Raw genomic sequence first — 15221 nt, 5'->3', positions numbered from 1 at the left:
GCGTGATCGAGCGCCTGATGTCGGATCCGTCGCGGATCGTGCATATCCGGCTGCATCTGAACCTGGGGCAACGGGTACGCTTCGTGGACGGAAAAGCGCCGGGCGCCGCGCTGCAGCTTCGAAGCGGCACCGTGGTGGCGATGAAGGACACCCAGCTCACGGTGCAGGACGACGCCACCCGTGCGACCTGGACGCTGCCCTACGCAGCAATCGAGCTCCCCGCCGACAGCCGGGCAGAGCCCCGGTCGCCGATGCCTAGGTCCGCCCAACGTCCCACCCGCGAGGACTTCCGCGTCGGCGATCGCGTCAGCTTCGAGGACCGCCACCTGCAGACGCGCATCGGCACCATCGTGCGCATCAACCAGAAGACGGCCAGCATCGACTGCGAAAACGAGCCCGGCTGGCGCGTGTCGTTCGCACTGCTCAGGCACGTCGTCGATCTCTGAAGCCCCCGGCTCCGCCGGGGGACGGGGTTGCTCGGACGGTTACGTTTCGGCGTCCATCTCGCGGTCGAACTCGTAGATCAGATCGTCCGCCAGGTCGTCGAGTTCGGCGAGCGTCAGGCTGAGATACTGGGCCACCGGCGCCCTTGCCTTGCTCCAGTCGGTGTCGTTGCGTGTGCGCAGGTGGGTGCTGGCCACGTGCTCGCCGATCGCATTGATTGCCACCAGCGTGCGGGCGTCGTCGCCGAGATCGTTCAGACCGTCGAAGATCGAGTAGTCGTGGTGGCACAGGATGCCGAGGCTCACGGCGTCGTTCAGGCCCCAGGTTCGTGCCAGGAAATACCCGACGATGGCGTGATTGGTGCCGAGCGCCTGGTCCTCCACGTCGGTGAACCAGCCCTCCGTGCAGGTGTTCGCCTGGCCGAGCACCGCCTTGTAGCCGTCGAAACGCTGGATCAGCAGCGGCATGCCGCAGTCGTGGAACAGGCCGAAGGTGTAGGCCGTTTCAGGTCGTGCTGCGCCGGTGCTGCGGGCCAGCCGCGCGTTGGCTGCGGCGGTGATGCGTGAGGTATCCCAGAAGCGCTCGAGCGAGACGTCCTCGACGGCGATCGCGCTGCGCAGCAGGGCTTCCTGCACGAGGTTGGTCACGGTGCCGAAACCCAGCAGGCGGGCCGCATCGGCCACCGAGGCAATGCGTTTGCCGCGACTGAACAGGGGGGAGTTGGCCGAGCGTACGACCAGCGAGGCGATGCCCACGTCCTCGCCGATGAGGGCTGCGATGCGACGGTCGCTCGCGTCCGGGTTGTTCAGCTCGTCCATGATCTGGACGAGCACCGCCGGGCAGGCCGGAATATTGACGCCCTTCAGCGCGTGTTCGAGCGCCCCGAGATTGAGACTGTTCGTCTTGTACGACATTTCTCTTGTTCTTCCCTCGCCACACAGAGCACTCATGATGAAGCTGCGGGCGATGGCCGGCAAGCCTTGTCGCGTTGCACTGCGGAAATATTCCTCGCGGGTGCGTGTTGTCGGCGGCGGCAGGCCCTTGCGGGCCACCGCGGACGTTCAGAAGGGCAGGTCGAGCCCGGGCCACACGCCGTTGATCGCAGTGCGGAATGCTGACTGGATCCGGGTCAGTGCGTCCGCATCGTCTGCCTCGAAGCGCAGCACGACGACCGGCGTCGTGTTGGACGGACGGGCCAGGCCGAAGCCGTCGGCGTACTCGATGCGCACGCCGTCGAGGGTGATCACCGCTTGCGCGCCGTCGAACCGTGCCGATGCTTTCAGGCGCTTCACGAGTTCGAAGGGCTCGCCTTCGTTCATCTTCAGGTTCAGCTCCGGCGTGCTGACGGCGTTGGGCAGCGCCTTCAGGGCGGCATTGGCGTCCGGACGTGCGGACAGGATCTCGAGCAGGCGGGCGCCCGAATACAGGCCGTCGTCGAAACCGAACCAGCGTTCCTTGAAGAACATGTGGCCGCTCATTTCGCCGGCCAGCGGGGCGCCGGTCTCCTTGAGCTTTGCCTTCACCAGTGCATGCCCGGTGTTCCACATCGTCGGCTTGCCGCCGCGCGCGCGGATCCACGGCGCCAGGTTGCGCGTGCATTTGACGTCGAAGATGATCTCGCCGCCCGGTACGCGCGACAGCACGTCTTCGGCGAACAGCATCAGCTGGCGGTCGGGGTAGATGATCTCACCGTCCTTGGTCACGACGCCGAGACGGTCGCCGTCGCCATCGAAGGCCAGCCCGAGTTCGGCGTCGGTTTCGCGCAGCGTGCGGATCACGTCCTGCAGGTTCTCGGGCTTGGACGGGTCGGGGTGGTGGTTGGGGAAGCGGCCGTCGACGTCGCAGAACAGTTCGACGACCTCGCAGCCGAGGCGGCGGAAGAGTTCGGGGGCAATGCCGCCGGCAACGCCGTTGCCGCAATCGACGACGATCCTCATCGGGCGTGCGAGCTTGACGTCGCGGATGATGCGCTCGATGTAGGCGGCGCATACGTCCGCGGTGCGCACTTCGCCCGCGCCATGGGCGAGGTCGTCCTCCGCGATGCGGCGGCGCAGATCCTGGATCATGTCGCCGAACAGGGTCTGGCCGCCCAGGACCATCTTGAGGCCGTTGTAGTCGGGCGGGTTGTGGCTGCCGGTGACGGATACCTCGAGCGAGGTGGCTCGTGGGGAGCGCTGGAGACGACCGCTCAGCTCTTCAACGAACGACGGACGGTTCGACGACTGTGAAGCGACCAGGCTCTGAATCATTGCCCACGCAAGCAACCCTCCTTCATGGGGCACCTGCTGCTCCTATCGTCGATCTTGCACGTAACTCTGGCGGGAACATCCGGACCGTGCGGGACGAGATTGTTGCGATTGCTTCCTGGTTGGCTGAGCCCAATGCTCGTCGAAGAACGTGCGATCCCTTGTTGCTCGCGGAGAGTACGGCACGCAATGCACGGATTTTTGCCCAGCGGTATGGGAGCAACGGCGAGGATAGAACGCTCGAGGCGATCGGGATGCGCTTTGGCGTCACGCGCGAGCGCGTGAGGCAGATCTGCGCGAAGATGCTTGGCCGCTCTTCCGGAGTCCGCTTTTCCGGGGGCCGCTTTGCGACGCCAGTCATCGATCAGTTAATTGCCGACATTCAGCCCCTGCTTCCGGCAACGTTTTGACATCCTCTCCGCCCACTCGCTTCGCTCGCCGCGCAGCGGGAAGGGCGGGGATTCCTGCTGGGCTAGGCCGCACGGCCTACCCCTTCGGTGGGTTCTCGCTTCACCGGGCGGCCTGACTGCACCTGTCCCTCCACGAGCGCGTGGCCGTCGCCGGCCAGAACCGCGTGTCCCGCGGCCAGAATGTTCTTCGCGGCATTGACGTCCGCGTGGTCGGTGTGGCCACAGGACCGGCACCGGAAAACTTCGCCCTTGCGGTTGTCTGCATGGGTGTGAGCGCAGGCGTGGCAGCGCTGCGAGGTGTAAGCGGGGTGGACGAGCACGAGCACTCCATCGCGCCATTCGAGCTTGTACGCGAGCTGGTCCTTGAACATCGACCAGCCCTGATCGAGGATCGAGCGGTTCAGGCCCGCCTTCTGACGCACCCGCTTGCCGGGCGCCTCCTGCGAGCCTGCGGCCGAGGCGCTCATCGATCGAACCTTCAGATCCTCCAGGCACACGAGCGCGTGTTCGCGGGCGATCTGCGTCGACAGCTTATGCAGGAAGTCCGCCCGCTGCCGGGCGATCCCCTGGTGGATCTTCGCCACCCGGGCTTGTGCCTTGCGAAGCCGGTTCGAGGGGTGCAGCCGGAACCCCTTCGGGAAGGGTTTCCCTTTGGGAATGCCGGCGGCGACTTTCGCAGCTTCGATCTTGCGGGCGACGGCCCGCTGGTAGCGACGCAGCCGTTGTAGTGATCGTTTGTGCGCCTCGAGCGGTGCGATCCGCCGCCCGGTGTCGAAGGCAGCGAAGTTTGCCACCCCACGATCGATGCCGCAGGCCTTCGGGCCGCGCTCGAGCGCCTTGGGTTCGAACGCGCAGGCGATCGACACGTACCAGCCATCGGCCTCGGCGCGCAGCGTGGCCGTGATCGCTCGCCCCTCGATGGGGCGGCTCGCCCGGTAGCGCAACCAGCCCACCTTGGGAAAGCGGATGCGCCCGTTGGCCGCGTCCACCGAGAAGCACTTCACATCGGTCTCGCGCAGACCGATCGGGTCGCCGCGGCGCTTGAACTTCGGGTAGCCGCCTTCCTTCCTGAAAAAGCGTTGGAAGGCGCCATCGAGCGCACGCACCACGTTCTGCAGCACGTGCACCGGCACCTCGGCAAGATAGGCCGTCTCCGGGGCCTTGCGCCAGGTGGTGACCCACTGGCACATGCCCGCGAAGCCGGCATACTTCTCGCCACGCTCGCGTCGAGCCTGCTGCTCGGCCAGGGCGAGGTTCCACACCTTGCGGCTGCACCCTGCCCAGCGTCGTAGCACCGCCTCGGCCTTGCGGTTGCTCCGCAGCCGATACCGGTACGCACGATGGAAGCCCGCTCCCTCACTCATGCGATCAGGCTCTCACGTCCGGTCCGAATTTCAAGCCCCCAGTTCGCCTGCAGCGAGCGCGCTATCCTTCCCCGGCCTGAAGTACCGGGGCTGGACGCGCATTTCGGTCATTACTGGGGGAGACTTTCGCGGAACGGCTCGGGCCGGGACAATCGATCCTCGGGTTGTATGAGTTCGGGACGGAGGTGCTTGCGACCAGGGTGTTCGAGGTGCAACGCAACGTCACCGGTCACACCATACTCCGCGATGAGCCTGTTGCTTGTCGGGTCGGGGATTCGCCCTCGTCCTCGGGCAGAGCGATTTACGAGATGTCGTGCAAGATGATTCGTACTTGCGGTGCCGCTCAGGCTCAGTTCGTGTACGGACTCTGTGCGCATCAAGGCGCCGTGTTCAACTACGCGAGTTTCCAGGGCCTCTTGCAGGCGCTGCCCGGGTTTGAATGGCTTGAAGAGCGGACGGGATGGTTCTGGCTCGGACAGTACGGGCCGGCTGAGAACAAGGCGCTTCACGTAACGTGGAAAATCCTTGCCGTCAGTGCCCTAAGAGTGGATATCGCCCATGTCGTGTCCGCACTGGCTCGCTCGCGGCGGCGCATCAACGTGACCGTGGAGGATGCCTTCGAGCTCGAGGTTGATGCGCCCCGCAGTGTGTTGGTTGAGCTGATGCGTAGAACGCCAGGGATAGAGATTCGCCAGATGGACGACCTCGTCCCATCTGCCCCCATACGTCCAGAAGAAGTCCTATCCCAAACTGAATTGCTCGTGCGCGACGCCCTCCTGGCACGTGGCGGAATCGGGAGCTGGAGCGAACTCAGGCAAGCGCTTTGTGGCGATCTTGGCGTGCTACCGATAACTTTTCACATGACGATCGGCACATCCCCCATCATTGAGACGCTCGATCACGGACTGTATCGCCTCGTGGGCAACTTCATCGGCACAGAGGCGGCCCTGCGCACGTTCCAACGCTGGCAGGCTAGTGCGAAGGGGTCTGCGTCCACGCAATCGAATGGCTCGAAGGCGTCTCAAGATGAGGTCGTGGTTGTGCATCTGAAGCCGCCTCCGGTCATCTTTCGCTCAGGCGCCTTTGATGCACCGTCCTCACTGAAACCTTTCCTGCTGCCCGACACGTCCTACAGCGTCGACGGGTTTGAGCGTGCAGTAGCGACCCGCTCCTATGACGACGGACGCGTTCTTCGAATTAGAGGGATGCACCGTGCACTCGCTCAACGTGGGATCGGACCCGGCGACACGGTCCGCGTCGAGCTATATCCCGCGGCGAGGCGGTTTGTGCTCAGCAAAGCACAGGGCGAGTCGGTTGATGTCGAGGAGTTCGTGGAGGACGACAACGGGGCAGACTGGGATCCGGCTGGCGCCTGAGCGGATCCGGCGCTAGTGTTCCGAGCCAGCAACGAAGCGTTCGTCGCACGCAAGAAAACCAACGTCGGCAACGAACCATCGCCCACGGTCGCCGGGCTCGACCATCGCCAGCGTAAAAACGGGTTGAGCCGCATGACGCCACGCGGCGATCGCCGGGCCGTACTTGCCTTCGGCGATGTGCGTGACCTCGGCGCTCATCAGCAGGAATGGTGCACCGCGGAAATTGCGTAGCCGAAGCGGACTGAGCGGTTGATCCTGACGCTTGGGCGCAGCAAGGCGCCCGAGCACCAGGATCCGGCGACGCGCCTCGGTTGCACGCTTGATCACCGCAGCGTTGTGGGCGTCGGCCTTGCCGCCCTCATTGGTCTCCCCGATCACTAGGTTCTGCGCGAGCAGCTCGCCGTTGATTTCGATCTCGGTGGCGGCCGTACGCAGTCGGTTCAGTACGGTGAACATGTTGCGCTTGCCGGCCCAAGACGGCTTCCATTCGTTGAGGCCGGCCGTGTTCCAGAGCTTAATCAACAGGTACTCGAGCGAGACACGATGAATCCGTGGGCTATTCCTTGGCCCGCCGGCTCCTGCTCCGCCCATCGATGGCGAATGCGTGGGCATCGCGAAGCCCAGCGGCAGGCGATCCCGAGGCGTGTCATCTTGTGCCGGCTCATCCGTGGTTTCCGGAAACGCATTCTTCGGCCCGGTGGCATCCCGGTGAAAGCGGCACTCCTTGGCGTGAGACTCACCCTGGTTCGGGAACGCCTGAAGGTGGTACCTGCCGTCCCGCTCATGCACAGACAGTTGTCGCACCCGGTCATCGACGAGGCACAGGCAATGAACGGGAGTGCCCGCCGTCTTGGCCCGACCGAGCACAGACTGCCAGAAGTAAGCCTTCTGTGGGTCGGTCTGTGCGCGGAAACCGTAGGTTTCCTTTCCGATCTGAACGGGGAATGTGTCGTGTCTCAAGGCCGTGTTCAGACCCCGTTGCAGATCACATTCGCTGTCGCAGCGATCAAAGAGTTCCCTTGCAAGGAAACATCTGAAGATCCAACGAGCTTACCGTCGAAATCCTGTTCGTGAATCGTCCCGAATCCGCGTTTGCAGTCGGATTGAAGAATGGCGTAAACGCCGTACATGGTCTTGCCGGTTTTCTTTTCATGAAATGCCGACAAGGCAGAGATTGCAGGCTTGGACTTATATTTCGTTTTCTTGATCGTTCGCGTGTTTACCCAGAACTCGTCGCCGCCATCCTTTGCCCGTGCGGCCATGAACCACTCGTCATCTTCCATTGCTCGCGATACTTTCCCTGTAGTTTGATCCCAACCGGCACACGCAGCAGTTCCGAGGTGGTCTGTGACAGTGGTGCCAAACCGTACATACTGGGCTCTCCTAGTGAACTCCCCTTGCATGTTGTTGTAGATAACGTATCCATACCCCTGCTTACACGACGTCAAGGTGACGGCAGCCTGGCTGTACGTCAGTTTTCTTGACGCGTTGTTTGTCTCCTGAAGGATGTATCTGTAGGCGACATCTTTCTTCCCATCCAACGCGGTAAGACTGCCACTGGCCTTCTGTCCATGCCACTTAAAATCCTTGGTCGATGTAATCTCGAACCAGTTTTCGTCTTCGTTATTGGCCCACGCCGTGGATGCCAGTGTCAGTGCAGAGATGAGCGCTAGGGTTTTGATCTTGATCATGGAAAGTCTTACTTTCGTTCTTGATTGGCTAACGGGCTGTATTGAAGATTCGATTCTGGGGCGAAACGGAGCAATTACAAGACTTCTAGCATGAGGCGGGATGAGCACTCAGCAGCTATGTACGCGTGCATCTGACTTATTTCACAGATCAACAAAGAATATGTCGGTCGCAAGCGAAAACGGTAGTTTCATGGCATTTGTGTGCTAGGGCCTCATTGCTGCTTTCACCGATAGCTATACGCGCCCTTTGTGATATCGGTAGTGAGTCGCTGCACCTCGGCATCGGACAGATCGAACCGCTTTACGGCCGACTTCGTGGCGACTGCAGCGCTCATGCGCGTTAGCGCCTCCTTCTTCTGCGCGGTTGATGCCAGACGCTTGAACCGCGACTCGTAGACCATGAAGGACTCACCGCTTTTGCGGTGGTGGCAGTTCAGGCATCCATATGTGTCAAGCGAGACGTGAGCAGGCTTCTGCAGCGGCAGGACTCGATTCACGTACCAGTTCTCAAGGATCAGCCTGCGGCCACCCTTGCTGTCAACATATTCATAGGCTGCTGTTGCGCCCCAGATGAGAAAAGCAGTAATGGTGGCCGGCGACAATTAACCTGACCGCCGGCCAAAGTAATTGACGCCGGGCACCGTGTCGGCCACGGCAAGGCAGTGGAACGCCACGGTGGTCAACAGCCAGCGCGCATGCTCCATCGATATGCCGTAGGCCTGAGCGATGTAGCGTTGGTGGCCGACGATCTTGTCGAGCATGGGCTGGGTCGCCGCCAGACGGCGGATCACGTTGGGTACGCCTTGCCGTCGCCAAGATGCTTGGGCTTGAGCATCGGCGTCTCGTGGGCGTGCAGCACCACGTGGCGACGCAGTTCGTCATCCAGCGCCTTTACCATCGGCTGCAGTTGCGCGCCGCACGCACCGACCCACTGTGCCAGCGTCGAGCGGGCAACAGTAAGTCTGATGCTCTTTGCGCATTCAGATGAATGCATTACGCCCATACGAAATCCGAAATCAGCTCGGCCGCGCACAGCAGATGGCAGTTGTCTATGGCTGTAAATGCGCTTCCCGCAGAGCCATGTCCTCTCTCAGAATACGCTGGATCTCCAGTATCGCGGCCGCGCTCTGTTGCACGCTGTGCCCCGAAATAATGACTTTCTCGGACTGTGCGCCGGGAAGATGTGCGCTGCGATAAGGCACAAGACCGTCATCGGAATCATCGAGGGCCACTTCGGAATTGGCTTGGGCCACGATCGAGTGATAGCGCACCTGGGATGAGATGGGAAAGCCCGCCGCCGTACGCACGAACGGATCGTTTTCGTCGAGATTGTTCACGCTATTGGGAATGGTTGCCAGGCTTTCATGGCTGCTGGCCGCCGCATTGGGCACCAGCGTCTGGGCGAGCTCTTCGAGCACCGTAACGGGAAGTCGAATGAAACTTGCCATCCAACGTCCCAGGGGTTTTGCCGCGATTGACGTGCCCCGGTGGGGCGCTGCGATGAAGATGGCGCGGCTGATGTGCGGAAAAGGTTCAAAACGCAGCATCGGATCTATGCGCTCGATCTGCTTCGGTGTTAGCCGACCGCGGTCCCTGGCCAGCTGGACTAGCGACTGATCGGTTGATGACACCATCAACCGCGCGATAACGCCGCCCATGCTATGCCCTATCAGTACCAGGTCGGATGATGCCTGTGCCTGGCCGGAAGGGTCGAAATGAGCCAGCGTCTCTTCCAGCGCCTTCCGAATCGCCGCGTGGTTTATGGCAATCGGCATGTTGGTCGGATAGTAGACCTGCCAGATCTGGTAATGCTGGCGCAGGGTCTCATCGCCCAGGATTTCGTTGGCGAGCTCCACCCAGGCTTCCGGGCTGCTGGCTAGTCCGTGCAGCATGACGATGATACGTCTGTTCGGATCGTAGGGTTGCATCAGGTAGACGTGCGGACGGTCGATGCCACCCTCGCGCCCAAGCAGGCTGCGCAGCGACTGCCGGTTGAAGTTGGCGCGGGCCAGCCACAGTCCGTAGCCGGCGGTGAAATTGGCCGCCAGCGGTACGCGCTGCCCGCGCAGCATGATGGCCGACTCCACATAGGGGTCATGCACCGTCAAACGGACAGTGCGGGTATGCAGCACGCTGTCCAGGTCGTCTCCGTCCGGGTGCAGCAGAATCGTCATGGACGGCGCGGGCATCTCGCTCCAGGGTAGAGGCTGCTGATTGCGTTTGGCCGCTGGACGGCCATCCCGGGTGGGGGCGGAAGTCAGGGGTTCGTCCGGCATGACCGCCACCAGCTCGGCGCCGAAACCGTCGCGCCGGTAGAGGCTGCGCAGTCCGCGGAAAGACAGGGACGAGGCTGGCAGGAGTTCGGCTGGCACCGCCGTACTGCCCGGCAAGCGCGCGCTGCGCATATCCAGCTGCAGCTCCCAGCCTGCAATGTTCCAGCGGGTCTGCGCTGGCAACTGCGTAGACATTTGTTGCCGAACCTCGAACATCCCGGTGGCGGCACGTTCGACCGCATAGTTATACCAATCCCGCACTTGCGTCTGGCGATCCTCGAAGGCTCGCTCCCCAGGCGTATGGTCACCGAAGAACAGGTAGGCATAGGCATAACGAATGGTCTCAAGCCAGGCGGCTTGCTGCTCTGATCCGGGCTTCATGGCCTGAGCCTGCGCCAGCCACAGTTCGGACAGTGCAGCCAGGCGTCGATCCGCGGCAACGCCGGTCACGGCGGCCAGGGCCTCGACGCAATCCGCTGAGATCGGTTTTGCGCAAGCCTGCGCATCCAATGCCGCCACCCTGATGGTCTGGGTCGTCGCCTCGCTGAGTTTGCCGCGTGTCAGGATATCGCCGCGCTTGAGTTCGATGGCCTCGCCCGCATCCAGTGTATGAACCTCAACCACTGGGCCGAACTCACGCAGGATCGAGCAGCCCCCCAGCAACAGCGGGGCAATGACGAGCCACACTGCCATGCGGCAAGACTGCTGGAACCTCATGGAGATACCTCGTCGGCCGGCACGCCGGGCACACCTTGTCGAATCGACATCGAGAAGTCGTCTCCTGATGCGTCAGAGGCCAGTGCGCGTTCGTTGATGTGCCCCAGTGCCTGCAGTTCTGCGTAGCGATGGCCGGGCGTCAATCCGTGCAGGTCATGGATGTATTCCGCAAAGTGTCCGGACAGCAGCAGGCGATAGTCCGCCGGCAACGCTGGCGCAATGAGCCGAGCCAGCTCGAATACGATGGTCGTGCAGTTACTGGTCAAGGTGTTGTAAAAGCGCGGTGTGCGCCGCAGTTCATTGGCCGCGTGCAGATACTCCAGAAACAACGCGCGGACATTCGCCTGACTCATCTGCAACCGATAGAGATAAACGGCCTCGCCTCGCGCATTGCTGCGCGTACGCACAATGTCGCGCTCATCGGCGGCTACCAGGATCTGCTCGAACTGACGGAAGAATCCGCCGATCGCCGAGAAGGACTCGTGGCGCTCCTTGCGTATTTCCAGTGAGAACACCACCCGCTCGCCACCGTCGAAGCCGAACGACACCAGTGTGTGCGCAATGTGCGGCCCCATCCAGTAGGAAAGTACCAGATCGGCGCTACGCAGGCGGGTAAGGTCGTAGGTACGGTTCTCCCAACGCGGCGTGTAATCGGTTTCACTGCGCCATTCGAAGTTGCGTACATTTTTCAGTTGAACATGATCGCCGTCGATCCTGGCCTCCAGCAACTGGGCGACATCGTCAGCCCATGGGCGTTGGTGTGATGGCTGCAGCGTTCCCCACCACATGAGCAGGGCTGCCGTTGCGGCCCCGAACACGAATCCGGCGATCCTGCGTGTCCGTCTTTCAAGCAAGCCTGCCAGCGACACGGCGACGGACAGCCCCGAGGCAGACCACGCCAGAGTGGCGATCCAGCGAGCCGCTGGATGTTGCGGCATCTGGTGCCACAGGGCCAGCGCGCCCCACGCAGTCAGCAATAGCACCGCAATGCCGATCACCAGGCGCATGGGGAGGTGTCTGGCTTTTTGCCTTACCTTGCTCATCAAGGCTGCAAGAGCTCAAGCAGCAGCTGCCGATGCGCATCTCGTACCTGCACGAGCTCTATGGAAGGGTTTCCCCTGGATAGCATTGACGAGTTCAGCCATAGCAGTGCGGGAGCGAGCGCCAGCGGGAAAAAGTGCTCGGTCAAGACACCCGGACGAATGATGCCCCGTTCTATGTTGCGTTGGATGATGAGCTGCGCCCGCTCTTTCAGTCCGTGAGCAACTTCGTTGTGCCAACGCTGCACCAGCTCTGGTGTTCTGGCGCTTTCGGCCAGAAGCAGCCGGTAAATCGACATCGTGGCAAGGGAGCTAAAGGTCGCGTATAGGCGATCCAGGTAGACATCTACCAGCTCTGGCAACGTCAGATCTTCATCCGGGAGCCAGCCCTGGAAATCGCAAATCTGCTTTGTCGTGCGTTCGAGCAAGGCATGAAAAATTTCTTCCTTGCTTTTGAAGTGGGCGTAGATGCCTGCCTTGGATAAGCCCGCACATTCCGCCAGGCGCTCCATCGACACGGCGTTGTATGTCCGATCCGCAAACTCGATCAACGCCGCATTCAATATTTCCTCTCTCCTGGCCACAGAAGACAGATAGCGGCGCTTGCCTGGTACGTCGTCTTTGTTGGTTGGCATACAAAGGTCCCTGTTCAAAAATTGACTGGATTGTCCCATGGGCTGGTCACCGGTTCCACCATGGGCGCATGGTCAGCCCAGGCTGAGCACTTCCAACTGGCGGGTGTGCAGTGCCTAGTGAACGGCTAATTGCGTTTTCGGGATTGTAAGGTATAATCACAAACAACCGTCCAGTGGTTTTCTTTATAGTGTGCGATAACGCGCACTATTCGCAGGGACGCATACGAACCCGGAACGCCGGAAAATGAAGCAGGAGAGCCCCATCGACCGGTCGCTAGAGGCGAGAGTGCAGACATTAATAGGGAGGTGGCGTGAACAGCCATCAAAGTCGCGCTCGATTGCAGCGTTCGTTGGTGACCGACATGCCTGCGCGTCGCTGTACGTGGGCGGCTACTCCTCTACAACCAGGCCCTATCAGCCCGAACCCCGTACGGAACGTGATCATGCCTCCAGCTTTTCCTTTATTGTCTGAGTTCAAATTGCGCACTGCCTCGCTGGCACTGAGCGCCGTCGTACTGACCGGCTGCATGTCGCTCGCTCCTGCTCCTGATACCCCGCCGCTGCCGGTACCCGAGGTTTGGCCTGGTCATCTTGAATCGAGCACCGAGGGTGCCCACGCGGGAGAACTTGCCTGGCAGGCCTACTTCACGGACCCTTTGCTGCAACGCCTCATCGAGACCGCGCTGGAGAACAACCGCGATCTGCGCCTGGCCGCGCTGCGTGTCGAGGAAGCCAGCGCCGCATTCCGCATTCAGCGCTCGGATCGATTTCCTGCCGTGGGCGTGGGTGCCCAGGGTGGACGCGCCCGCGTCCCTGGCGATCTGAACATGTCGGGCCGGTCGCAGGTGGGCGGCGAATATCGGGCCGAGGTGGGTTTGAGCACCTGGGAGCTGGATCTGTGGGGCCGGGTCCGCAACCTGGAAGACGCCGCCCTGCAAAGCTGGCTGGCTTCCGACGCGGCCCGCCAGGCCGTCCACCTGGCGCTGATCGCCCAGGTGGCCGACGGTTATCTTGGCTTGCGCGAGATAGACGAACGCGTGGCTATCGCCCGTCAAACCGTCGCGACCCGCGAGGAGTCCTATCGCATTTTCCGGCGCCGCGTTGAAGTCGGCTCGACCTCGAAGCTGGACCTCACTCAAGTCCAAACTTTGCTGAACCAGGCTCAGGCGCTGCTAACCCAGCTTGAGCAAGCACGCGCCACGCAACTGCACGCGCTGGCACTGCTGGTAGGTGCCGATCCTGGCCCGCTGCCCACCAAGGCACCCTTCGATGAAACAACGGTGCTGGCCGAACTCCGGGCCGGCCTGCCCTCGGAGCTGCTGGTCAGTCGCCCGGACATCATTTCCGCCGAACACCAATTGCGTGCCGGCGATGCCAACATCGGCGCGGCCCGTGCGGCGTTCTTGCCGCGCATTGCGCTGACCGGCAGCTTCGGCACGGCCAGCTCCGACTTGAATGGCTTGTTCGATTCCGGCAGTCGTGCCTGGACCTTCATGCCTACCTTGTCGCTGCCCATCTTCGATGGCGGGCGGCGGCGCGCAAACTTGGAACTGAGCGAGGTGCGCCGCGACATCGCCGTCGCCGGATACGAGAAAACCATTCAAACGGCCTTCCGCGAGGTGGCTGATGCACTGAGCGCCAAGTACTGGCTGGCTGAGCAATTGACGATCCAGCGGGCCAATCTGGAAGCACAAAGCGAACGCGCACGGCTGGCCAAGTTGCGCTACGACAACGGCTCGGCCGCCTTCTTGGAAGTGCTGGATGCCCAACGCGATCTGCTGGGAGCCCAGCAACAACTGGTACAGGCGCGCCGCGCGCTGCTGTCCAGCCAGGTGGCGCTGTATGCCGCGCTCGGCGGCGGCACCCTCGCCGCAGCCGGCGAGGCACAGGGTGCGGCCTCGACTCCCGCTTCCACCCCATCAACCCGTTAAGGCACGCCGAACCCATGACTGTCTCCCCCTCTCTCAAGAAAAAACTCCTGGTCGCTTTCGCTGCAGCGGTTGTTGCCGCGCTGGCCTGGTGGAGCTGGACGAGGTTTACCGACAGCGGCCCGGGCGAAGGATTCGTCAACGGCAATGGCCGCATCGAAGCCACCGAGATCGACGTGGCCACCAAACTTCCCGGCCGCATCGAAGACATCCTGGTGCGTGAAGGCGATTTCGTCACAGCCGGCCAGCCACTGGCCAAGATGCGGCTGGAAACGCTGGAAGCGCAGCGCGACGAGGCCCTCGCCATGCGCCAGCAGGCCGAGCACTCGGTGACCGCAGCGCAGGCACAGGTGGCGCTGCGCGAAGCCGACGTTGTTGCCGCCCTGGCCCTGGTCGGTCAGCGCGAGTCGGAGCTCGACGCTGCCCAACGGCGGCTGAAACGTTCGCAAACCCTGTCCCAAGAGGGCGCCGCCTCGATACAGGAGCTGGACGATGACCGGGCACGCGTACGGGGCGCACAGGCGACGCTTGCGGCCAGCAAAGCGCAGGCCGCCGCTGCCCGCGCCGCGGTTGAGGCCGCCAAGGCGCAGCTTGTCGGCGCGAGGTCCAGCGTGTCCGCTGCCACGGCCAGCATCAATCGCATCGAAGCGGACATCCGCGACAGCGAACTGCGTGCCCCGCGCGACGGGCGGGTGCAGGTGCGGGTGGCGCAACCCGGCGAGGTGCTGGGATCGGGCGGACGCGTCCTGAATCTTATCGACCTGTCGGACGTCTACATCACCTTCTTCCTGCCCGAGACCGTGGCCGGCCGCGTCGCGCTGGGTTCCGAGGTCCGCATCATTCTGGATGCCGCGCCGGAGTTTGTTATTCCAGCGAGCGTTTCCTTCGTCGCCAGTGTGGCGCAATTTACTCCCAAGACGGTAGAAACCGCCAGCGAGCGGCAGAAGCTGATGTTCCGCGTGCGCGCGCAGATTTCGCAGGAGCTGCTGCGTGAACACCTGCAGCAGGTCAAGACCGGTTTGCCCGGCGTGGCCTGGGTCAAGCTCGACGCCAATGCCGAGTGGCCTCAAAACCTCTCCGTTCGCGTGCCGGAGTAA

Annotated in this window: 16 protein-coding genes; 5 read left to right on the top strand and 11 right to left on the bottom strand. The window is 62.5% G+C overall.

Features of this window, described 5'->3' with window-relative positions; genetic code table 11:
* A partial coding sequence (locus tag CGK74_RS15305) for a hypothetical protein (RefSeq protein ID WP_094269306.1) occupies positions 1–446 on the top strand: 446 nt, incomplete at its 5' end.
* A 39-nt stretch (positions 447–485) separates the two neighbouring features.
* Here CGK74_RS15305 and CGK74_RS15300 read toward each other — a convergent pair.
* Both CGK74_RS15300 and CGK74_RS15295 read right to left on the bottom strand, forming a co-directional pair.
* The gene (locus CGK74_RS15300; protein WP_094269305.1) at positions 486–1358 is read right to left on the bottom strand and encodes an HDOD domain-containing protein; all 873 of its coding nucleotides are present in this window, start codon (positions 1356–1358) and stop codon (positions 486–488) included.
* 147 nt (positions 1359–1505) lie between these two features.
* Complete coding sequence (locus CGK74_RS15295; RefSeq protein WP_240498747.1) at positions 1506–2693, bottom strand: phosphomannomutase/phosphoglucomutase; 1188 nt, start codon at positions 2691–2693, stop codon at positions 1506–1508.
* Between the two features lie 86 nt (positions 2694–2779).
* Here CGK74_RS15295 and CGK74_RS19410 point away from each other — a divergent pair, with 86 nt between their 5' ends.
* Positions 2780–3100 carry a sigma factor-like helix-turn-helix DNA-binding protein gene (locus CGK74_RS19410; RefSeq protein WP_276206068.1) on the top strand — a complete coding sequence of 107 codons (321 nt, stop codon included), beginning with the start codon at positions 2780–2782 and terminating at the stop codon, positions 3098–3100.
* 62 nt (positions 3101–3162) lie between these two features.
* On the opposite strand, the gene CGK74_RS15285 is transcribed toward CGK74_RS19410, so the two are convergent.
* On the bottom strand, positions 3163–4464 hold the full coding sequence (locus CGK74_RS15285; protein ID WP_094269303.1) for an RNA-guided endonuclease InsQ/TnpB family protein: 1302 nt from the start codon (positions 4462–4464) through the stop codon (positions 3163–3165).
* Between the two features lie 320 nt (positions 4465–4784).
* Here CGK74_RS15285 and CGK74_RS15280 point away from each other — a divergent pair, with 320 nt between their 5' ends.
* Positions 4785–5840, top strand: coding sequence for a hypothetical protein (locus CGK74_RS15280; RefSeq protein ID WP_133091899.1), 1056 nt, complete (start codon positions 4785–4787; stop codon positions 5838–5840).
* Positions 5841–5852: 12 nt separating this feature from the next.
* On the opposite strand, the gene CGK74_RS15275 is transcribed toward CGK74_RS15280, so the two are convergent.
* From CGK74_RS15275 to CGK74_RS15240, 8 genes are all read right to left on the bottom strand, one after another.
* Positions 5853–6800 (bottom strand): DUF1173 family protein, encoded by a 948-nt coding sequence (locus tag CGK74_RS15275; protein ID WP_165770094.1) that lies wholly within the window; start codon positions 6798–6800, stop codon positions 5853–5855.
* Between the two features lie 8 nt (positions 6801–6808).
* A complete protein-coding gene (locus tag CGK74_RS15270; protein WP_094269300.1) occupies positions 6809–7531 on the bottom strand; it encodes a hypothetical protein in 723 nt (240 codons plus the stop codon).
* A gap of 224 nt (positions 7532–7755) precedes the next feature.
* Positions 7756–8133 (bottom strand): hypothetical protein, encoded by a 378-nt coding sequence (locus CGK74_RS15265; protein WP_094269299.1) that lies wholly within the window; start codon positions 8131–8133, stop codon positions 7756–7758.
* Positions 8134–8292 (bottom strand): hypothetical protein, encoded by a 159-nt coding sequence (locus CGK74_RS15260; RefSeq protein WP_165770091.1) that lies wholly within the window; start codon positions 8290–8292, stop codon positions 8134–8136.
* Between the two features lie 26 nt (positions 8293–8318).
* Positions 8319–8525, bottom strand: a complete 207-nt coding sequence (locus CGK74_RS15255) for an IS66 family transposase (RefSeq protein ID WP_199917100.1) — start codon at positions 8523–8525, stop codon at positions 8319–8321.
* Positions 8526–8580: 55 nt separating this feature from the next.
* Complete coding sequence (locus tag CGK74_RS15250; protein ID WP_094269297.1) at positions 8581–10521, bottom strand: esterase/lipase family protein; 1941 nt, start codon at positions 10519–10521, stop codon at positions 8581–8583.
* Complete coding sequence (locus CGK74_RS15245; RefSeq protein ID WP_240498746.1) at positions 10518–11528, bottom strand: Lnb N-terminal periplasmic domain-containing protein; 1011 nt, start codon at positions 11526–11528, stop codon at positions 10518–10520. The genes CGK74_RS15250 and CGK74_RS15245 overlap by 4 nt, the downstream gene beginning before the upstream one ends.
* Positions 11529–11563: 35 nt before the next feature.
* Positions 11564–12196 carry a TetR/AcrR family transcriptional regulator gene (locus tag CGK74_RS15240; RefSeq protein WP_094269295.1) on the bottom strand — a complete coding sequence of 211 codons (633 nt, stop codon included), beginning with the start codon at positions 12194–12196 and terminating at the stop codon, positions 11564–11566.
* Between the two features lie 443 nt (positions 12197–12639).
* Here CGK74_RS15240 and CGK74_RS15235 point away from each other — a divergent pair, with 443 nt between their 5' ends.
* Positions 12640–14127, top strand: a complete 1488-nt coding sequence (locus tag CGK74_RS15235; RefSeq protein WP_094269294.1) for an efflux transporter outer membrane subunit — start codon at positions 12640–12642, stop codon at positions 14125–14127.
* 14 nt (positions 14128–14141) lie between these two features.
* Positions 14142–15221 carry an HlyD family secretion protein gene (locus CGK74_RS15230; RefSeq protein WP_094269293.1) on the top strand — a complete coding sequence of 360 codons (1080 nt, stop codon included), beginning with the start codon at positions 14142–14144 and terminating at the stop codon, positions 15219–15221.

This window comes from Thauera propionica, from assembly GCF_002245655.1.
In the GTDB taxonomy this organism is placed as follows: Bacteria; Pseudomonadota; Gammaproteobacteria; order Burkholderiales; family Rhodocyclaceae; genus Thauera; species Thauera propionica.
This window is presented reverse-complemented; position numbering and strand designations above follow the sequence as displayed.